This window comes from Pseudomonas putida, assembly GCF_001941965.1.
GTDB classification, from domain to species: Bacteria; Pseudomonadota; Gammaproteobacteria; order Pseudomonadales; family Pseudomonadaceae; genus Aquipseudomonas; species Aquipseudomonas putida_L.
This window is the reverse complement of sequence record NZ_MKZO01000023.1, coordinates 20,228-38,123: the sequence shown is the minus strand read 5'-3', so window position 1 is coordinate 38,123 and position 17,896 is coordinate 20,228. Positions and strand designations below refer to the sequence as shown.

Below are 17,896 nucleotides of genomic sequence, written 5' to 3'. Positions count from 1 at the left end.
CGACGGTGGTTGAAGGTGCTGGCCTGGGTGGCCAGCGGCTGAACCGTGCTCAGTCCTCGGACGGCAGAACGATGACGGTGGCGTGGCGCTCCGCGTCGGTAACGATGCGAATGGCCAGCCCCGGATGGATCACGTAGTGCGATGCCAGCGATGCGCCTGATTGAAGCGCGGTGCTGTTGGCCTGCCATTGCTGGACGTTGACGTCGCCCCAGTCGCCACGGGTGTGGCGCCTGAAGTACGGGATCGGGTCGAGGCGACCCGAGCGGACCAGGCGGTCAATGCCTTTGCTGAAGATAAGCGCCCCGATGGGGAACGCCAGGTTCTGACAGTAGGTTTCGATGCGATGTGATGCCATGGGCTCCTCCTTGATGAGTCATTGAGCCACGACACCCCTGCCGGAGTGAAGTGGCTCCGTCAGGAGAATGAGGATGACGATGTGGGGACGTCAGATCAGGTCCCGCTCTTCGGGAAGCTGGATCACCGTGGTCTGGTGGTCCTCGCTGGTCTTGACGATTAGCGCCAGGTCCGGCGTGATCCTGAACTGCGAGATCATCAGGTTGTCCTGTTGGATCGCCACGTCGTTGGCTTGGCGTGTGGCCTCATCGATCTCGCCCCAGTCCCCGCGCACATGGCGCTGGACATAGGCTAAGGGGTCGATCAGGCCTCTTCGGGCCAGCCAATGCACCTTCTCGCTCAACTTCAACGTACTCGGTGCGAACAACGGTTGCTTGTGCGGCGCTGGCCGCTTGAACGGATTCGGGAACATGGTGTTTCTCCTTCGATGTGGTACAGCAGGACGGCAGCGCGTCCGGTGGATCAGCGGATGGTCAACACCTCGCCCCGTGTCGCGGAGCCAGGCGTCATGTCCCACGCGCGGATGACGGGCACAAACTTGTCGGTGAGGATGCGGGTCTCGGCGATGGAGCCGTCTTCGCGTTCGGTGAATTCCCGCTGGAGCGTTTTGTCCTTGTGGGTGTCACCTTTGACGACGAGCACGCGCCCCGTCTGGGAGCGCACAACGCCGGAGATCGCGCCCGCTGCCAAGGCCAGGGCGAGATGCCAGTGGGACAAGGCTCGCGCCGGTGGACGCAGCGACTGCTGCGCGGCCCCCAGGTGCGTGTCCAGCGACGGCCAGAGGCCTTGCAGCCGACCGACCTCATCGGCGAACTGCTCCGGCTCCATCGTCACGCGGAAGAAATGCTCCGGCTCGACCGGACTGGCGGGGACGATGTACGGCAGGAACGGCCATTCGCTCGGCAGTTCCTCGGCTTCGACTTCGCCAAGCCCAACCTGCAGCAGCAAGTTGCGCACGGCCTTGACGCCATCGGGGGCCTGCTCGCGCTGGCGCACCCTTCGGCCAAAGATCACCACCTGCTTGAACTGCGTTTCCACCGCTCGGTAGATCCGCAGATCGGTGTAGTGGCGTGTCAGCCAACCAACCAGCTCCGCGTCGAGCACGTAGCCGGGGACGATGAAGACCAGCATGCCGCCGTACTGCAGCAGCGACAGCGAACGCTGATAGAACAGCTTTTCGAGGCGGGCACGTCCCTGACCTTGATAGCCGATGTTGCCGTTGACGTCCTTGGACAGGTCGCCATACGGCGGGTTGAGCCAGAGCAACCCGAAGGACTGTTTGGAGACCATCGTGTCCATCAGGTCCGCGTGCAGGCAGTGATCGACCAAGCCTCGGGCATGGCGTGCCCGCTCCGCGTCGAACTCGACCGCGAATGCCTTGGCCTGGTCACGCCCGAGGGCATAGGCGGCTTCGGCGATCGCCACGCCTTCGCCGGCGCAGGGATCAAGGATGCACATCGGCCCGTCGCTGGGCATCAGTGCGTTGAGGGCTCTTTCGAGCGTGGGTTCGTCGGTCGGGTAGTACCCGTTCTTGGCGAAATTGCGGGCGAGCCGCGGGAACATGAGGGCCATGGAAGTCTCCTGGTTGGCGGGGATGAAAGACGGAAGCACGCCGAGACGTGCCTCCGAGGGGGTCAAGCCGCTACCGCTTCCGGCGTCCAAATCTTGGTCGGATAGGGATAGGCGGTGAGCGCGTCACTGCGGATCAGGGAGCCCAGCGCCAGGGTCAGCGCCGGCACGTCGATGGCGAGCCGATGGCCTTCCAGCGGCCCGAGGGCGAACGGAAGGCGGGCCAGCATCTCGCGGCTTTGCAGCAGTTCCAGCACGGTCTCGCGCCAGTGGTCGAGTAGCGGCAACGGGCAGGTGTCCCGCACCAGCATCCACAGGCGGTCAAGCCGGTGGGCGCTGTCGCGCGGCAGCAGTGCCAATGCGCTGGCGTTGGCCTTGTCGGGCTTGACGCAGCGCCGGTCGAACAGCCACACGTTGGACAGCGAACCGAACAGCGTTCGCCGGTAGGCGCGGGTCATGCGCTTTTCCAGGCGATCGACGTTGCCGATGAACACCGGGACGCTGCCGCCCTGGTCGGTGATGACGTGGAACTGGTCCAGTCCCTGCTCGTCGCGCCCGAGGGTCAGGCGAGCGAGGAATTGCTGGACGGCGGTGTCGCGTGCCCAGATGGACAGGAAGATCAGGTTGCCCTGGTCATCGCCAACGCAGGCGTCGGCCATCACGTCCGGGCATTCGTCGATGCGGTACAGCGTGGAAGAAGTGTTTGCGGGCATGGTGGTGTCCTCGGATGAGCGGGAACAGCACCGCCCGTCGGGGCAGGTACTGCCCCGGGGGGGGTGGAAGAAAACCGCTCAGTCCGGCTCGAACTGCCGGGTGTGCGGGTTGAAGTGAAGCGCCTCGTCCACCGCGGTGATCGGCGTGAAGCCGTCCAGGTAGATGTTGTTGAGGTACTGGTCGCGATAGGTCAGCGCCTGCCGTGCCTGCTCCTCGGTGAGGCCGTTGTCGATGAAGTACGCCAGCATTTCCTCGTCGGAGGAAACTTCGTCGTTGGACAAACTGCCTTCAACGAGCTTTAACAGCGAGGCGGGGAGCGCAGCCAGGATCGGGTCCATGTTGGTTCCTCCTGGCTCAGGCCAATAGTGCCGCGGCGGGTGCCGTGGCAACCGTGGGTGTACGACGCCGCGCGTGGTAGGCGCGAACGCCTGCACGCCAGTCGGCGGACTGCTCCGGTGCGAGGTCCAGATAGGACAGCGGGCACGAGTAGTAGTACGGGTGCATGGACTCGTCCAGCGGCTTGTAGCCCCACTGGTTGCCGCTGCGCTCCAGAAGATCGCAGCGGATGTAGCGCAGGGACTGGCCCGGCGCGAGATCACGATGCACGCCTTCGGCCCTGGCCGTCACTTCCGCGACGGACCAGAGGACGTTGCCGCGCAGCGTGTGGGCGATGACCTTCACGCTGGCGCGCTCGGTCTCCTGCGGTGCGATCAGTTCGGCGATCAGTTCAGACCGCGATTGGGGAGAGAAATACCAGCCCATGAGAGGCCTCCTGAAGAAGTAGAGCCAGAGGCCTCCCCGTGGGGAAGAACCCCCAGCGGGTGATGGAATGCCGCGTGTGCGGCGATGGAATGCAGTGCGGGCTAGGAACCGCAACCGGCCGGGCAGCAACCCAGCGTGATCCCATGCGAACAGCAGCCGTTTTCAGCGAGCCAGTCCTGGGTTTCCTGCCGTTCGGCAGGTGTTGCGTAGTCCCATTCCTGGGTCGCGATTTCCAGCGCATGAACGCGCTGGCTTTCCGGCAATCGACTGGCTTGCGCGTCGATCTCCGAGCTGAAAAGCGTGACCCAGTGATCCCAGGACAGGCCGCAACCACGTTGGGCATGCTCGGCGGCCGTCTTGCAAACGGCGCGCCACGCGGTTTCGTCCAGCGCGGAACGGGGTGTATCGCAAGTGATGGTGGACATGATGGAGACCTCCAGAAGAAAGCCGAGGCCACCCCCGCATGGGGAAGGAACCCCAGCGGGTGGATGAAGAACACCGCGGATGCGGTGTCTGCAATCACGCAGGTTGCAGTTCGGCCTGGCGGCTCCACTCCTGCGTCTTGAAGTCCAGCGCGTAGCCCAGTTCGCCCAGGCGGGCGATCTGGGCGCGCAGGGCGCGGCGGTCGATGGTCGAATCCAGCTTCACAGACTCGCCCAGCGGCCACAACAGGCCGAACAGCGCGGCGTCGCCATCCTCGGTGCTGCCGGGGGCAGCAGCCGCAGCAGGCGGCGCGTCCACGCCGAAGGGCGTGGTATCGACCAGCGGGTCCGCGGACGTCTGCACGGGTGCAGGTTTGGCGGACCTGGATGCCTTGGCGGGTTTGGCCGGCGTTGTCGCAGGCTGTGTCCCTTGATCTTCATCGAGCGGATCGACTTCCTGCGGGGCGAAGCTATGTGCTTCGGCCTTGCTCAGCTTGTCGATGCCGAAAAGTGTCATACCGTCCAGGTTGGCGCGCATCTCGAAACGCATGCTGCCGTCGCTGATCGGATAGCCTTTGAGGAAGATGTAGCGAAGGACGAACTCCCCTTGATACTTGCCCTCGGGGTATTGCTCCAACTCCGCGTCTTTAATCGTGAATTTTCCGAGTTGGCATTCGAGCTTGCCAACATTGAACTTTCCGTTGCGGCCATGAATGGTGCGCAGCGCGAGCTGGCCCGGGACGATGATGGGAGTGGCCGATTTCTCGGGTGCCGATGTGACTGCCATGATGCTTCTCCTTGAGGAATAGGAAAAAGGCAAGGCCCCGTGAGGGGCCATGCCGGATCAGAACGAAGCAGCCAATGCCGGCTCCTGCTCTTCGACTTCACCTGCGGGCTCGCGCTCGGCGGGCTCGATAGGCTGGTCGGCAGCGGTGTCGGCGGCGTCCTCGGCTTCGGGCGCGGGTGCGTCCTCGGCCTGCGACGCCTCGGCTTGCGCCTGGCTCGTCGGATAGACCTGGGTGCCGTCGATCTTGATCAGACCGATGTGGATCAGCGTCGATTCCAGGCTCGCTCCCGGCTCCCCGGCGCGCTCACCCTTGGTGCGGATGTACGGATCGATCTTCATGTCGTTCAACTTGAAGGCGATCAGCACCTTGCGGTCCCCTTCGATGGCCTGCACGCACCGGCGAACCAGGTGCTCGGCTTCAGGGGTGGCGACGATGGTGTCGAAGTACCGATAGTCCGGTTCACCGACAGGCCCGGCCAGAGCCGCGACGCAGCACGACAGGAACGGATCGCCATCCTTGGGGGTGACGTCCTTCGGACGGCTGAGGTAGCCGATGCCGCGGGTGATCAGCTCGTGCTGCTTGATGGAAGCCAGTTCGGCCCGGTCAAGCGGCTCGGCCTTGAGCAGTCGCGCCTTGAGGGACGCGGCGGCTTCACCCTTGCGCTCGCCCTTGTCGCGGATGTACGCATCGCCCCACAGGTCGCCGAGGCGGAAGCGCACCAGCGGGCGCTGCTTGGGATCGTCAACGCCGATGTAGCGCTGGACGAGGTTCTTGGCCTCGGCACCCGAGACCTTGACGTCGAAGTAGCGGTAGCTGGGGTCCCTGGCGGGGCCGACCAGCGCGGCAACGGTGCATGCCAGGAAAGGCTGCGCACGGCGGCCGCCCCGGACAGGCACTTCACGGACACGCTGGATGTAGCCGATGCCCGAGGTGTGGAGGTCGAAATACGATTTCTCGTTGGACGTGGTGTTCATGGTGAATCTCCATAGGGAAGAAGCGGAGACACACCAGCCCCACGCATGCGGGGAAAGGTGCGTAACCCCGCGGTGGGTCGATAAGGCGAAAGCATCCGCCACCAGAGACTGGTGGCCGCTCGCGGATGGATGCGGTGCGAGCTGGCTCGGTCACGCAGTGGGAACTGCGACGCAACCTTGAAGACCGATGGTTGCTTGGCATGTCGCTGACAACGTCAGCAGGCATGGGGTCAGCATGGCCGGGCCTCGCGCGCGCGACAGCAATCAATCGGCATCCGGGCGCTTCCCATTTTTTCCAGGCTGCCCAGTTCCGCCCAAAAGAAAGCCCCCGAAATGGGGGCTTCAAGGGGTATGCGGACATTTTTGGACTACGCCGATTCCACCGCCGCCAGCGACAGATACGTAGCGGTGGCGGACAGCTCCAGATCATCTGAGCTTTGCAGAATGCGAGTGAAAACGCTGTCTTTCGGGTCGAAGAACTCGCCGAAGTCGTCGCCGCCAAGCTCGGCGCGTGCCAGTTCCCACCAGTCATCGAACGGGTCGGTATCCGGGTTGCAGCCGACGGCATAGGCCAGCAGCTTCACGCGGCCATCGGGGCGGCGCTCTCCGCGCTCGGCGAGGAAGTACACGCCCTGGTCCTTGGCCAGGGCGACGCGGCATTGGTTGGCGATGGCTTCGGCAAGCACGGGGCGCAGGTCGGAGCCTCTGAATCGCAGTGACATGGTTGAAATCTCCTGTATGGATGAAGAAAAAAGCCCTCCACCGAAACGGATGGAAGGCTTGTGGGGCAGTCGCCGGTAGGCTGTGGACTGATCAGTCGTGCCGCTAGGCTTCCTGTCTGGCACGTCAGGCTGGAACCGCCTGACGTTGCCGAAAGGCTTTGGCGTCGATCACGCTCACGTCGATCAGGCGCCAGCGCCCGTCGTCGATGAGCCGCTCCAGCACTTCACCGAGCATGTCGAAATACACCTCGTCGTGCCTATCGACCAACTCACCGTCGCGGTGCAGCTCCACCACGTAGGTGTCGCCGCCACGGTCGTAGAGGATCGTCACCTGACCCTCGAACTTGGTGGTTGAGACCGTGAAGCTGATCGCCGGCGGGGTCTCGATGATCCTGGAGGGCTTGGGATCGACCCAGGCGAAGTCGCGGGCACCTGCATCGACCAGCATGTGGGTGATGCACCGGAACCCGTCGGGCGCGGGCATCTCCTCCAACTGCTCGATGAGTTGGCCCAGCTCCATGCACTGCGGCTCGGGAATGGGCAGCTTGGCGGGTGCTTTGCCAAGGATATGCCTCGTGATGGTGTAAGGCGTGCCATCCGAAGTCTTCTCGGTGACGACTTCCGGGGTGTCCGCGCGAAGCCCGTCGAAACGTCGCCGGGCGTAGGGTTGGACATGGACCTTGGCGCCCTCGCTGGGAACGGTGGTCACCAGGTTGGGATCGAGCACGGCGAACTCGGAAGGCTTGAGCTTGACGACGATGGCATCGTCGGTCGCGGAGACTACCTTGCCGTTGAAGGGCTGAGGGTCAATGGCGAAGCCCAACGTCGAGGACTGCGGCTGATCATCGAATACGCGGTATTTGAACGAACGCACGTTGCGAGGGACATGGCCCGCGACAAGCGAAGGCATCATGGATTTGATGAGGGAACGGTCCATGGGAATCTCCTTGAGGAAGAACAAGGGATTCCCCGCCCGCAAGGGAGAGGTCCCTTGTGGGTGGCGTGAACGGACGGGGTACGTCCATAGGAAGAAACGACCAGCACGGTTTCCCGCACTTGCAGCCTTGAAGGTCTCGGCTGCCAGGGCATGTGTCGGCAACGCCGACGAACATGGAGCAAGGATGGCTCTGGAATGGGCGGCCTGCCTGCAAGAAATCGCACAGCGTCGCACCCGCTTTCCTGCGCTGCGGACAAGAAAAAGCCCCTCGAAAAGGGGCTTGGTTGGGTCAGGCTTCGTACACGAAGTAGTGCTCGCGCTGACGTGGGAAGAAGACATGCTTCCATGTATCGCCGCTGGTGTTGCCACCGTCGAAGACGACCATTTCGTAGTCGTCAATGTCGGTGTCCACCAGGTCGGCGCTGGCGATATGGCGCATGTGCAGCGTGCCGCTCATGCGCTCGAATACCAGGATCTGGCCGATGGCGTCGTCCTGGCCCATGGCATTGACGCAGGCGCCGAGCTGGTGCTCGAAGTCTGGCGTGCGCGAGATGAGGTCGGGGAACATGAGGTTGCTCCTATGAAAATGGACCAGCCCGGCTCCGGGAGGGAGACGGGCCGGTATGGGGGAGAACAAAGAGGAAGGATGTTGCGTCGAGCGGCTGCTAGGATTCGGCCAACGGCAGGCCCAACAGCACGGGTGCGTCGGCGTCGAGAATCAGGATGCGCACGTCGGCCTGGCCAGCCAGTTCAATGACGTTCGCCAGGTCATCCGGCATACCCTTGCTTCGGTGCTCCTGGCGAAGCTGCTCCGCACTGATGCCCTCGGCGTGGTCCAGGTTCTTGTCCGTCCAGGGAGTGGAGATCAGCTTGATGCCGATCGCCGGGCTGTACGGAACCCGGAACGCGATGAACAGGAATGCCTCCGGCGTAGCGAGGTCTGCCAGGTTGGCGAGGTATTGGCCGGTTTCTTGGCTGATGTGTGCGCTGCTGATTTCCCAGCACCGGCTGTAGTAGCCGGTCTCGAAACTCAGGCGCTGTACGACTTCCCGCGCTGCCTCTGCCGAATAGGCGTCGCCGACGTGGATGGGGCGACCGTCGAAGTCGTCGCCATGGATGGCATAGACCACGGCACCGATTACACCTTCGCCGCTGACACCTTCTGCGGTATCGCATTCGGCCAGCACCTCGGCACTCACGGGTTCGGGACCATTCCTGACCACGGCGAAATCGCTGGTGACGATGCACGAGGATGAAATCAGTTCCTCGTCGGAAAAGTGCTTTTGACTCGCGTGGATGATTCGCCAGACATGCGGGCTTCCGTCGTCGTAGCCGATGCACAGCGTGCGGACGATTTTCAGATTCCAGTAGCCGCGGAGAAAGGGATTGGGTTTCTGGGACATGGGAACTCTCCAGATTTGAATATTGGGGCCAATCTCCGCCACCGGGAATTGGACCCGGTTGGTTGAAAGTGGAAAATGCGTCAGTCGGCGCTGATCGTTGGCGTCTGAACCAGCCGTTCGGCGATGCGATGGCGCACATTTAGGCGAAATTGCTCATCGGTGATGCCGGCAAGCAGGTTGGCGGCCTCCAGCGCGATCAACGCTGAGGCCTCTTCGATGTCGGCGGCCAGGATGGTGTTGCGCAGTTGATCGCCGAGTTGAAGCGCCTGCGAGGACGTTCTGAAGACCTGGACCTCACGGCTCAGGTAGCAGCCGTTGCCGCCGAACTCGAATAGCCTTGGCTTGCTGCAATACCAGCAGCCCTCAAACTGGATGGCGGTCAGGTTATGGCCGTCATCGAAGCGGGTAGCGATCAGAAGCAGGGCTTCCAGGTCGGCGCCGTCCTCGAATTGGTGGTGCTCGATCAGGTTCTCCAGCTCCCCGTCCTGGTCAGCACCGAAGTGCGCGGCCAGCCGTTCAAGCAGAGGCGGAATCGACAACTCTTCGTCGTCGGGCATGGGGATGCCGAGTTGTGTGGCCAGGTTTTCCAGACCGTCCAGCACATCTGTCCAGCGTGGATCATTGGTTTCGGCGATCTGGGCGATGTAGGCCTGCCCATTGCCGGGATGGTTTTCGTCGAGCGCGAAAGCACCGAACAGTGCCTTGATGACGGGAGTAACGCGGTTGAGCACGAGAACGCCCGTGCCTTCGTAGTAGTTGTTTGCCATGCTGGCTCCTTTCGAGAAGAGCGGAGCCAGCCCATGCGGACGATGGCGTCCGCAGGGAATAGCCCAAGGCCGTTGGCGTCGGGCGATGGGGAAGAAAAATTGAGGGACATGGCCTTATGGGCGCATGTCCCTCACGGGGGGATCGAGAGGACAGTGGCGTGCCGGAGACCGGCTCACCAACCGCTGTAGTTCACCAGCAGGTCGGCGATGACCTTGCGGCGTTCCAGATCGAGACCGTCGAAGTCCGACAGCCCGTGGAAGCGGCAGCGCTTGAGCATGGCACCGCCCTCGCGCGCGTTGTAGAAGCTGACCATGGCGGACAGGAACATGCGTTCGCCGCTGCTCAGGACGCCGAGGGCATCGTTGAGCCGCAGCATGTCGGGACGCAAATCCCACTTGGTCTTGGCCTGGTTCAGGCCTTCACGGGTGCCGTCGCCGAACCACTCGGGACCAGCAATCTCGACACCGCGCTTCCAGGCCTCGAAGAAGGCTTGGGGCGCGGCAGCGAAATGCTGCTCTTCCCGCATGATCTGATCGACGACTTCCCGCGGCAGTAGCTGGTTCATGACGTGATTTCTCCAGTTGGATCAGGGAATGGCGAGCTGGGACCAGCCGCCTCTTTCGAGGGCGCGTTGAGCCGCGGCATAGCTGCGGAAGTACTCGCGGGATTCCCGCGAAACGGGACCTTCGGTATCGCGCGTGCCGATGTAGTGGCCGGCGGCGCTTTGCAAGACTTCGAGCGGCAGGAACTTGCCGCAGTAGGTCAGGGCCAACTGGCCGAAAGAGGCTTGCTGGGACATGGACGGGCTCCTTGGAAAAGCGGGGCCTTGTCCCTCACGGGATGGCAGCTCCCGCACGCGGTTGATAAAAAGCATCAGCGTCACGGGGACGCTCATCCGCAGAATTGATGCGATGCGGACTGGTGGGTGACGCGGGAGAGACCCGCGGCAGCCTGGAACCCTGGCTGCTGGCATGTGCTGACGAATCAGCGAACATGCAGGCAGCTTCGTGCGAGGGCTGCGCCGCGTCAGTTGGAAAACGGCATTCGGCCCAGCCCCGATTGATGAGCACAGGAAAAGAAAAGCCCCGCATCGAGTACGGGGCTGTCAGGAGGGTGCGGTGGCGCTGGGTCAATCGGGCTTGTCGCCCAGGACATGCTGCTTCCACAGGTCGAATGCCCGCTCGGGCGGAAGCTCGGCGAGGATGACGATGGGCTGGGCCTGCCTGGTGCGCAGCGAAGCGAAGTACGCCTTGCGGTCGGCGATAGCCTTGAGCTTGATGCCTTTGATGAACAGCAGTTTGCCGTCCTTGATGAACAGCACCTTGTTGCCGATGTCGCGGTTGAAGGCGGCTCGCACCTTGCGCTCCGCGTGCATGGCATCGGCCAGTTCATCGACCAGGAAGTCGAGCGTCATGTCGATGTAATGAGGGTCTTCACCCTCCTGGCCTAGATCGAGCGGCGCAGGCGGCAAGCCCTTGGCAAAGGCTTCGGCCTGAGCCAGCAGCGTCGTCTTGCCGTTGAGCGCGCGGAGGAATGTCGAGCCGCCATGCCCGTCGTTGCGGGCCTCGGCGATGGGAGTGCCGTCGAACACGATGGTCGCGGTGAAGCACAGCGTTTCCTCGCTGGCGAAGTCGGCGACCTTGAGGTTCTTCAGCGTGATGCGGTCTTGCTTGGTGATGGTGTCCATGGGAAGTCCTGAAATCGACCGGGTGGCGACATGCCCCTGACGGGACGTGGCGACCATCCCGTGGGTTGGAGAAAGGAGGCATCGATGCCCCGGTGGGCAGCGTTCGCCGGTGAGATGCCGAAGCGAACTGGTGGGTGGCGTGGGCGGAACCCACGGCAGCCTTGACACCCTGGCTGCGGGCTGCTGCCGATACATCGGCAATGCAGGGGGAGAATGGCGCGGCCGGCAGGCTGCGTCGTCGATCAATCCGAAGCGGTCGAGTCCGTCTTGTGCAGGCACTGCACCAGCCGGTTGCCCAGCCAAGCCATGCACGGGACGGCCATGGAGTTGCCAATCGCCTTGTAGCGCGGAGCGTCTGCGGCAGGCTTGCCGCGATACGGGATCAGCGTGTAGTCGTCGGGCATGCCCTGCAGCCGCTCGCACTCCATGGGCATCAGCCGCCGCACCCGCCATTGCGACCAGTCCGCTGCACCGGATTCATTCCAGTCGTAGCGGAAATGTGCCTCGAAGTCGGGGGCCAGGACATGGGGCTTGTCTGCGCCGCCGCCGCTGGTACGCAACGCCGCCGCAACGCTTCCGCCCAGTTCGGCAGCAAGACCCTGCGTCCGTCCCCGCAGGGCAACGCAGGCCACCATCGGCACACCGTAGCCCGGCTTGCCGTTGGACAGGACGGTGCAAGACACCTGTCCATGGCCCGACTCGAAGCGCACTTCGCCGCGGTTGTTCTGCGCGAAGGCGATGGCGGGCACGACGCCTGCGTTCGCATGGCTGTTGCGATGCCCGCCGGCACGCAGCGTCGGCGTCAGGTCGATCGTGGCGTCCGCGCCGCTGCCCTGGGCGGTGAAGGCGATGATCGGCACGCCCTTTCCCGTACCGTCCTCGCTGCTGCCCTTGCCGTTGTTGGCGGTGTCGAGGGTGTGGGCGATGCTGCCGGCGATGGACTGCACCATGAACGTCTCGGTGCGGATGTCGTGCTTGGGACCCGCGGCCATCAGGCATGCCGCAACATCGACGGGGCCAATGCCGCCGCTGAATCCGAACGTCGTCGTGACCTTGCCGTAGGGCTGGTTCAGTCCAGCGAATCCTGCGTATCCGCCTGCTGCTGCAGCACCCGGTCCAGCAGCGCGGGCAGCTTCTTGCCACGGCGCGCGGCCCGCAGAAGAATCCCCGCGCAGGCCTGTGCGCTCAAAAAGTACTTCGGAGGGATCGAGGTCATCACCACCACATGCCACAAGAAACACGCGCTTGCGGCGTTGGGCGACACCGAAATATTGAGCGTCGAGCACGCGCCAGGCGATGCGGCGGCGGGGTCCAGACACACAACCAGCGTGCGCCCATTTTTCCCCTGGCGGCTGGAGCGCACGGCTTTCTCCGGCCAGTGCGCCCAGGAAATGCCCGAAGGCATTGCTGCGGTCGTTGAGGACGCCGGGGACGTTTTCCCAGACGAGCGTTGCCGGCGGGCGGCGGTCTTGGTGGCGGGTTTGGTCGATGGCATTTGCAAGCTCCACATAGGCAAGGGTCAAGGCGCCGCGCGGGTCGTTCAACCCCTGGCGCGCGCCGGCAACGCTGAACGACTGGCACGGCGTGCCGCCGACCAGGATGTCGGGCGCCGGCACGGTGCCGGCGCGCACCTGACGGGCGATCGCGGTCATGTCGCCCAGGTTGGGCACATGGGGGTAACGGTGGGCGAGCACGGCGCTCGGGAACGGCTCGATCTCGGCGAACCACGCGGCTTTGAGGCCGAGGGGTTGCCATGCGAGGCTCACGGCCTCGATGCCGCTGCACACGCTGCCGTACAGCAGTGGCGCGGCCTGGGGCGCACCGCGAAGGGTGCAAGGTTGCGGGTTCATGTCGGGTCTCCTGTTCGTGTGGCCCGGGGCGGGCCGGGACGTTGATAGGCAGGAGAAAGGCGCCGAAGGCCCTGCGGCCTTCGGCTCGGGAGGACAGAACCACCCGTGGGCTGGTGCAGGCCCGGTCGTCGCTAGAACCGTCTGCTCATCAGCAATCACACCCGGCGCATGTCGTGGTTCGCGCCGGCATCGTCTGGCGCACATCCGCGCACAAAGGGAGCCCGTTTTTGCGCCGGCGGGCACCGGCACCGAATACCGCTGACCACGAAGGGTCTCCGGGTGGCTCGCGCAGCTTGGCAAGCCACCGGGGGACCCTTCGCAGAGGCGGGAGAAATGCAGATCAGCAGAACGCGCAGGAGGCGGTTCGCGGAGAAGCTACCTTCAGGTCCCGCGGCCGGGGATGACCAAGCGGGACGCGCACACGGACAAGAAGGCGTTGCGCGCTGGGCGTCCCGCAGGGCGTGCGGAACACAGGCCGCGCCGCCGATGGCGGGCACGGTTCACGGGGAACGGGGTCGGTCAGGAGCCTTTGCGGCCGCTGCGGCGCGGGCGCGAGGCACCACGCTTGGACGTGCCGGATTCGACCGGCAGCGTGCCTTTGCAGTCGGGGTAGCGACTGCACGACCAGAATGGGCCGCTCTTGCCGGTGCGCTGGCGCGTCGGTGCGCCGCACTGTGGGCAAGGCGGTCCGTGGGGAACCTTGATGGACAGGGACGTGCTGCCGTACTGCGCGATCAACTGTGAGATCCATGCAGCCTGCTTGCCGATGAATACGTCCAGCGTGAGCTGTCCAGCTTCGATCATGTCCAGCGCCTGTTCCCAGACGGCGGTTGTCCCTGGGTCGGCAATCGCTGTGGGCACCGCGTCGATCAGGGTGAAGGCCGCATCCGAGGCACGGATGGCGCGGCCCTTCTTCACGAGGTAGCCCCGCGTCAGCAGGCCACTGATGATGTTGGCCCGCGTCGCTTCGGTGCCGATGCCGACCGTATCCTTGAGCTTCTGTTTCAGGCGCGGGTCCGAGACCAGTTTGGCGACGCCCTTCATGGACTTGACCAACTCGCCCTGCGTATAGGGCCGAGGGGGCAGCGTCTTGAGCGCCTTCAGATCGACGTCGGCCACCTGACATGCCAGGCCCTCGCGCAGCGCGGGCAGTACCTGGCTGCGCGCCGCAGGGTCGCCATCCTCCTCGGATTGCGGTTCGGCCAGCACCAGGCGCCACCCCTTGACGACGACCTGCTTGCCGGTGGCCGCCAGCGTCTGCTGGCCGCAGGAGAGGTTCGCCACATTGCGGTCGAACTCGTGGTGAGGAAGGAATTGCGCCAGGTAATGCGCCCGGATCAGCCGATACACTGCCAGTTCCTTCTCACTCATGGTCGAGAGGTTCGCCGGTTCGAGCGTCGGGATGATGCCGTGGTGAGCAGACACCTTCGCGTCGTTCCAGGCGCGTGAGCGTTGAGTGCGGTTGAGCTGGTCCATGATCGGTCGCAGCAAGGGATCGGTCTTGACCAGGCTGTCGAGGACCGTTGGCACCTCGGCGAACATGCTTTCGGGCAGGTAGCCCGAATCGGAGCGCGGGTACGTCGTGGCCTTGTGCGTCTCGTATAGGGCCTGAGCAATGTCTAAGGTCTCCTGCACATCGAGCCCAAGCTGCCTGGAACACACCTCCTGCAAGGTCCCCAGGTCGAACGGCAGCGGCGGGCCTTCCCGCACGCGCTCGGTTTCGACCGCCACCACCTGGGCGCTGTCCGCGGCGCGGATCTGCTGCGCGGCGTGCTGCGCGATGGGCTGCTGCAGGCAGCGGCCGGCGTCGTCGGTGCATGCTTTCGGGGGAACCCACTGCGCGGCGAAAGTCTGGCCACCGGCGGACAGGGACACGTCGATGGCCCAGTACGGCACGGACACGAAGGCGGTGATCTCGCGGTCGCGGTCCACGACCAGTTTGAGCGTGGGGGTCTGGACGCGGCCTACCGACAGCACGCCGTCGTAGCCGGCCTGCCGTCCCAGCACCGTGAACAAGCGGCTGAGGTTCATGCCGACGAGCCAATCCGCCCGAGAGCGCGCCAGCGCCGAGTAGTACATCGGCAGCGTCTCGGCCGATGGCCGGAGCTTGCCGAGTGCCGCGCGGATGGACGCATCGTTGAGCGCCGACAACCACAGCCGTTCGATGGGACCGCGGTAGCCGCACAGGTCGATGATCTCGCGGGCGATCAACTCGCCCTCGCGGTCGGCATCTGTGGCGATGACAAGCTGGGTCGCCTTAGCCAGAAGCGCCTTGACGACTTTGAACTGCGTGGCGGTTTTAGGTTTGACCTCGACCCGCCAGTGCTGAGGAATGATGGGCAACTGCTCCAGCGACCAGCGCTTGAGCGCCGCGTCATAGACCTCGGGGGCTGCCGCTTCGACGAGATGGCCGATGCACCAGGTGACGGTGACGCCGGAACCGTTGAGGCAGCCTTCACCGCGCTGCGTGGCACCGAGAATTCGGCCAATGTCTTTGCCCTGGGAGGGCTTCTCGCACAAGAACAGCCGCATGTCCGTCCATCCCGATTCCCGTTGTTCATGGAGTTGCTGGAATCGAGGATGCCGAGCGCCACCTGGGGTAGCAGCAAACAAGCCGCATGCGCCGGCGACCGCTTTCACGCCGATGGAATGGCTCGGGCGGGGATGGCGCGTGGCCGCAGGTGTGCGGACCAGTAGCCGCGATTTGCGGGAGCGCGTGGAAGTCGATGGACGTTGATGGAGCTATCCCCAGGGGATAGCTTGCGGGGTGCATGGAGGGCGGCGAAGCACTACGGCGGCCGCCCTCCATGCCGGTTCACTTCCTGCGCTTCGCCTCCTTCGGCGCGGTCGATTCCTGGGCAGCCTGTGGCTTCGGTTCTGCCTCCTGCGGCTTCGGACTGAGGGCCACGGACTCGATGCGGTACGGCAGGATGCCGACGCTGCGCGCGTTGATCTGCCAGGTCTCGCGCGGCTGATCTTCGTTGTCCGTCCAAGGCTCGCGCTCCATGCGGCCGATGACCAGCACGCGCATACCTTTCTGGTACAGGTCCTTCCAGTGCTCGGCGTCGCGGTGCCAGATTTCCACCGGCGCCCAGAAGCCGCCGCGGTCCTCGAAGGTGCCATCCTTCTTGGGTACGGGGTTGTCGAAATAGACGTTCAGGCGCAGCAAGCGGCTGGGTTCGTCATTGCCGTTGGGGAATTCGCGGTACTCCGGTGGCGAGCCGATGTTGCCTTCGCCAGAAAAATGCGTGCTCATGGTGTGATCTCCGTGGTGGTTGAAATACCCGTGCCTCGTCGGCGCCGGGCGCGTGCTGGGATGCCCGGCGCAATCACCGATCGCGCATTGCGGCAGGAACGGACGTGAGCCGGTGCAGGTAGGCGTCGTCCGCCTCGGCGGCCTTGCTGGCGCATTCCTGCGCCTGCCTGCCCAAGGTGTGCAGCAGGCTGATCTGCATGTTCAACGTGATGCGCTGCAGCTCGATCGCGTGCAGGTCGGCCAGCAGGTTGACGGGTGTGCTGCTGCTGGCGATCAGCTCCCGCCACAGCGCCACGCCCATGGCCGACCTGTCGTGCCTGCGCCAGCGCAAGAAGACGGTTCCTGCGCCAGTGGTCTGTTGGGCCAGTTCGATGGGCAGAAGGTGGAAGGGGTGCCCGCATGCTTGCTCCAGCACCTGTCGCTGTGCCAGGGCAATCAACTCGTCGCGCATGGCGAAGCACTGGCTGGCCCAGGCCTCGAAGTCCCCTTTACCCTTAAAAGGCTTTAAAAGGCCTTTTAGAGAGGCCGCGTGTTCCAGCCGCATGAAGGCACCCTGTTGCAGGCCCCGGAAGTAGCGGGTCGGTTGGTTCAGATCGTTCATGCGGGCTCGTCCTCGCCGGCTGACGCTTCGGGCGGCTCTGCGGTGGCGGCTTCGTCGCTGGGCGGAGGCGCTGTGGCAGGACCGTCGCCGCGCTGTTGCAGGCCACGGCGCACGACGGGTGGCGCAAACTTCGAGCGGCGTGTCCCCTCCAGCACCTCCTGCGGCAGTTCGCCGTACTTCTCCAGCGCGACTCGCGCAGCGGCGTTCTTCGCCGCGAAATCGTCGCGGGTGCAGCCCGAGTAGCGATACTGCTGGGCCAGCGAGAACAGGCTGCGCAGCGCGTGCGCGCCCTCGTTGAGCCAGCGTTCCAAGGTGCTGCGGTCGATGAGCGCGGTGTGGTGGGCGAGGATCAGCTTGCGGGCGATGTCGTCGTAGTCGGCCAGGAGATAGACCGCGGCAAAGCCGAGCTGCGCGTTGACGAAGAGCGGGAGCTTGACCGGCTGCACGTTGAGGTTTTCGCCCAGGCTGAGCGCCGGTGGCACGCTCGCCAGCGCCTGGTCCACCTGCTCGCGCAGCGATTGCAGCGTGACCTTGGTTTGGTCGAGCTTGTCCTCGATGCGCAGCATCCACCAGTCCGAGTACGGGTCGTCCTGCTCCGAGCCCCGCCGCATCTTGTTCATCTGGGCGATGTAGCCGTTCAGGCCGACGATGCCCGGTCGCCCCTCGGCGGCGGCGCGGCCGTGCCAGATGCGGGAAGCGTGATGGGTGTGCAGGGTCAGCGACATCGCGCTGCGCAGGGAGCCGAGATTCAGTTGCAGAGGTTCATTGGTTGCCATGGTGTCCGCTCGTTGTTGGAAAAGGAGCGGCCAGCTTCGGCAGGAAGCGGAAGGCAGTCAGTCAAGAATCCGAATCCCGGCGGGCCCCGGTTTAGGGCGCGGCGGTTGCATGCGGCGCGAGCTATCCCCAGGGGATAGCTCCATGGAGCGTCAACGAACGCTGCACGCCGGGATCAGGGTAGGCAACACCGATGCTGCGGCAGATGGTCGATCCCAGGCCTGCGACAACTTGGCGTTGTGCCCAGCAGCGGAACTATCCCCAGGGGATAGCTCTATTGGCGGCCATGGGCATCTACTTTCACCGACTTGCATG

The 17,896-nt window shown here is 64.5% G+C and carries 22 protein-coding genes; all 22 read right to left on the bottom strand.

The window, feature by feature from the left end; translation table 11 throughout:
* Nucleotides 1–49: 49 nt before the first annotated feature.
* Nucleotides 50–355: a hypothetical protein gene (locus tag PSEMO_RS13680; RefSeq protein WP_023103916.1), complete on the bottom strand. Its 306-nt coding sequence runs from the start codon at nucleotides 353–355 to the stop codon at nucleotides 50–52.
* Between the two features lie 90 nt (nucleotides 356–445).
* Nucleotides 446–766 (bottom strand): hypothetical protein, encoded by a 321-nt coding sequence (locus PSEMO_RS13675; protein ID WP_023103917.1) that lies wholly within the window; start codon nucleotides 764–766, stop codon nucleotides 446–448.
* Between the two features lie 50 nt (nucleotides 767–816).
* Nucleotides 817–1,926: a DUF6094 domain-containing protein gene (locus PSEMO_RS13670; RefSeq protein ID WP_028690959.1), complete on the bottom strand. Its 1,110-nt coding sequence runs from the start codon at nucleotides 1,924–1,926 to the stop codon at nucleotides 817–819.
* 62 nt (nucleotides 1,927–1,988) lie between these two features.
* Nucleotides 1,989–2,636 (bottom strand): hypothetical protein, encoded by a 648-nt coding sequence (locus PSEMO_RS13665; RefSeq protein ID WP_023103919.1) that lies wholly within the window; start codon nucleotides 2,634–2,636, stop codon nucleotides 1,989–1,991.
* A gap of 78 nt (nucleotides 2,637–2,714) precedes the next feature.
* Nucleotides 2,715–2,975, bottom strand: a complete 261-nt coding sequence (locus tag PSEMO_RS13660; protein WP_023103920.1) for a hypothetical protein — start codon at nucleotides 2,973–2,975, stop codon at nucleotides 2,715–2,717.
* A 16-nt stretch (nucleotides 2,976–2,991) separates the two neighbouring features.
* Entirely contained in the window at nucleotides 2,992–3,399 is a 408-nt protein-coding gene (locus PSEMO_RS13655) for a hypothetical protein (RefSeq protein ID WP_023103921.1), read from the bottom strand.
* A 101-nt stretch (nucleotides 3,400–3,500) separates the two neighbouring features.
* Entirely contained in the window at nucleotides 3,501–3,824 is a 324-nt protein-coding gene (locus tag PSEMO_RS13650; protein WP_023103922.1) for a hypothetical protein, read from the bottom strand.
* Nucleotides 3,825–3,918: 94 nt separating this feature from the next.
* Nucleotides 3,919–4,608 (bottom strand): DUF3275 family protein, encoded by a 690-nt coding sequence (locus tag PSEMO_RS13645; protein WP_023103923.1) that lies wholly within the window; start codon nucleotides 4,606–4,608, stop codon nucleotides 3,919–3,921.
* Nucleotides 4,609–4,665: 57 nt separating this feature from the next.
* The gene (locus tag PSEMO_RS13640) at nucleotides 4,666–5,583 is read right to left on the bottom strand and encodes a DUF3577 domain-containing protein (protein ID WP_023103924.1); all 918 of its coding nucleotides are present in this window, start codon (nucleotides 5,581–5,583) and stop codon (nucleotides 4,666–4,668) included.
* Nucleotides 5,584–5,951: 368 nt separating this feature from the next.
* Complete coding sequence (locus tag PSEMO_RS13630) at nucleotides 5,952–6,305, bottom strand: DUF3085 domain-containing protein (RefSeq protein ID WP_009459699.1); 354 nt, start codon at nucleotides 6,303–6,305, stop codon at nucleotides 5,952–5,954.
* A gap of 124 nt (nucleotides 6,306–6,429) precedes the next feature.
* Entirely contained in the window at nucleotides 6,430–7,242 is an 813-nt protein-coding gene (locus PSEMO_RS13625; RefSeq protein WP_023103925.1) for a hypothetical protein, read from the bottom strand.
* A gap of 289 nt (nucleotides 7,243–7,531) precedes the next feature.
* On the bottom strand, nucleotides 7,532–7,810 hold the full coding sequence (locus PSEMO_RS13620; RefSeq protein ID WP_009459701.1) for a hypothetical protein: 279 nt from the start codon (nucleotides 7,808–7,810) through the stop codon (nucleotides 7,532–7,534).
* Nucleotides 7,811–7,907: 97 nt separating this feature from the next.
* Nucleotides 7,908–8,645, bottom strand: coding sequence for a DUF5983 family protein (locus PSEMO_RS13615; RefSeq protein ID WP_017512403.1), 738 nt, complete (start codon nucleotides 8,643–8,645; stop codon nucleotides 7,908–7,910).
* An 80-nt stretch (nucleotides 8,646–8,725) separates the two neighbouring features.
* Entirely contained in the window at nucleotides 8,726–9,412 is a 687-nt protein-coding gene (locus PSEMO_RS13610; RefSeq protein ID WP_017512402.1) for a hypothetical protein, read from the bottom strand.
* A 173-nt stretch (nucleotides 9,413–9,585) separates the two neighbouring features.
* On the bottom strand, nucleotides 9,586–9,978 hold the full coding sequence (locus PSEMO_RS13605) for a hypothetical protein (RefSeq protein WP_017512401.1): 393 nt from the start codon (nucleotides 9,976–9,978) through the stop codon (nucleotides 9,586–9,588).
* Nucleotides 9,979–9,999: 21 nt separating this feature from the next.
* Complete coding sequence (locus PSEMO_RS13600; RefSeq protein ID WP_003290186.1) at nucleotides 10,000–10,212, bottom strand: hypothetical protein; 213 nt, start codon at nucleotides 10,210–10,212, stop codon at nucleotides 10,000–10,002.
* Between the two features lie 330 nt (nucleotides 10,213–10,542).
* Nucleotides 10,543–11,100 carry a hypothetical protein gene (locus PSEMO_RS13595; protein WP_023103929.1) on the bottom strand — a complete coding sequence of 186 codons (558 nt, stop codon included), beginning with the start codon at nucleotides 11,098–11,100 and terminating at the stop codon, nucleotides 10,543–10,545.
* Between the two features lie 242 nt (nucleotides 11,101–11,342).
* Nucleotides 11,343–12,950, bottom strand: a complete 1,608-nt coding sequence (locus PSEMO_RS13590) for a DNA cytosine methyltransferase (RefSeq protein WP_023103930.1) — start codon at nucleotides 12,948–12,950, stop codon at nucleotides 11,343–11,345.
* A 519-nt stretch (nucleotides 12,951–13,469) separates the two neighbouring features.
* The gene (locus PSEMO_RS13585) at nucleotides 13,470–15,482 is read right to left on the bottom strand and encodes a DNA topoisomerase III (RefSeq protein WP_028690960.1); all 2,013 of its coding nucleotides are present in this window, start codon (nucleotides 15,480–15,482) and stop codon (nucleotides 13,470–13,472) included.
* Nucleotides 15,483–15,765: 283 nt separating this feature from the next.
* Nucleotides 15,766–16,206, bottom strand: a complete 441-nt coding sequence (locus tag PSEMO_RS13580) for a single-stranded DNA-binding protein (RefSeq protein ID WP_028690961.1) — start codon at nucleotides 16,204–16,206, stop codon at nucleotides 15,766–15,768.
* Nucleotides 16,207–16,279: 73 nt separating this feature from the next.
* Nucleotides 16,280–16,807, bottom strand: a complete 528-nt coding sequence (locus tag PSEMO_RS13575; RefSeq protein ID WP_028690962.1) for a DUF3158 family protein — start codon at nucleotides 16,805–16,807, stop codon at nucleotides 16,280–16,282.
* A complete protein-coding gene (locus PSEMO_RS13570) occupies nucleotides 16,804–17,583 on the bottom strand; it encodes a PFL_4669 family integrating conjugative element protein (protein ID WP_028690963.1) in 780 nt (259 codons plus the stop codon). The genes PSEMO_RS13575 and PSEMO_RS13570 overlap by 4 nt, the downstream gene beginning before the upstream one ends.
* Nucleotides 17,584–17,896: the final 313 nt, after the last annotated feature.

Bases quoted from the DNA above. Each gene is read 5' to 3' on its own strand.
- PSEMO_RS13680 (WP_023103916.1), bottom strand. From the start codon at position 355: ATGGCATCACATCGCATCGAAACCTACTGTCAGAACCTGGCGTTCCCC.
- PSEMO_RS13675 (WP_023103917.1), bottom strand. From the start codon at position 766: ATGTTCCCGAATCCGTTCAAGCGGCCAGCGCCGCACAAGCAACCGTTG.
- PSEMO_RS13670 (WP_028690959.1), bottom strand. From the start codon at position 1,926: ATGGCCCTCATGTTCCCGCGGCTCGCCCGCAATTTCGCCAAGAACGGG.
- PSEMO_RS13665 (WP_023103919.1), bottom strand. From the start codon at position 2,636: ATGCCCGCAAACACTTCTTCCACGCTGTACCGCATCGACGAATGCCCG.
- PSEMO_RS13660 (WP_023103920.1), bottom strand. From the start codon at position 2,975: ATGGACCCGATCCTGGCTGCGCTCCCCGCCTCGCTGTTAAAGCTCGTT.
- PSEMO_RS13655 (WP_023103921.1), bottom strand. From the start codon at position 3,399: ATGGGCTGGTATTTCTCTCCCCAATCGCGGTCTGAACTGATCGCCGAA.
- PSEMO_RS13650 (WP_023103922.1), bottom strand. From the start codon at position 3,824: ATGTCCACCATCACTTGCGATACACCCCGTTCCGCGCTGGACGAAACC.
- PSEMO_RS13645 (WP_023103923.1), bottom strand. From the start codon at position 4,608: ATGGCAGTCACATCGGCACCCGAGAAATCGGCCACTCCCATCATCGTC.
- PSEMO_RS13640 (WP_023103924.1), bottom strand. From the start codon at position 5,583: ATGAACACCACGTCCAACGAGAAATCGTATTTCGACCTCCACACCTCG.
- PSEMO_RS13630 (WP_009459699.1), bottom strand. From the start codon at position 6,305: ATGTCACTGCGATTCAGAGGCTCCGACCTGCGCCCCGTGCTTGCCGAA.
- PSEMO_RS13625 (WP_023103925.1), bottom strand. From the start codon at position 7,242: ATGGACCGTTCCCTCATCAAATCCATGATGCCTTCGCTTGTCGCGGGC.
- PSEMO_RS13620 (WP_009459701.1), bottom strand. From the start codon at position 7,810: ATGTTCCCCGACCTCATCTCGCGCACGCCAGACTTCGAGCACCAGCTC.
- PSEMO_RS13615 (WP_017512403.1), bottom strand. From the start codon at position 8,645: ATGTCCCAGAAACCCAATCCCTTTCTCCGCGGCTACTGGAATCTGAAA.
- PSEMO_RS13610 (WP_017512402.1), bottom strand. From the start codon at position 9,412: ATGGCAAACAACTACTACGAAGGCACGGGCGTTCTCGTGCTCAACCGC.
- PSEMO_RS13605 (WP_017512401.1), bottom strand. From the start codon at position 9,978: ATGAACCAGCTACTGCCGCGGGAAGTCGTCGATCAGATCATGCGGGAA.
- PSEMO_RS13600 (WP_003290186.1), bottom strand. From the start codon at position 10,212: ATGTCCCAGCAAGCCTCTTTCGGCCAGTTGGCCCTGACCTACTGCGGC.
- PSEMO_RS13595 (WP_023103929.1), bottom strand. From the start codon at position 11,100: ATGGACACCATCACCAAGCAAGACCGCATCACGCTGAAGAACCTCAAG.
- PSEMO_RS13590 (WP_023103930.1), bottom strand. From the start codon at position 12,950: ATGAACCCGCAACCTTGCACCCTTCGCGGTGCGCCCCAGGCCGCGCCA.
- PSEMO_RS13585 (WP_028690960.1), bottom strand. From the start codon at position 15,482: ATGCGGCTGTTCTTGTGCGAGAAGCCCTCCCAGGGCAAAGACATTGGC.
- PSEMO_RS13580 (WP_028690961.1), bottom strand. From the start codon at position 16,206: ATGAGCACGCATTTTTCTGGCGAAGGCAACATCGGCTCGCCACCGGAG.
- PSEMO_RS13575 (WP_028690962.1), bottom strand. From the start codon at position 16,807: ATGAACGATCTGAACCAACCGACCCGCTACTTCCGGGGCCTGCAACAG.
- PSEMO_RS13570 (WP_028690963.1), bottom strand. From the start codon at position 17,583: ATGGCAACCAATGAACCTCTGCAACTGAATCTCGGCTCCCTGCGCAGC.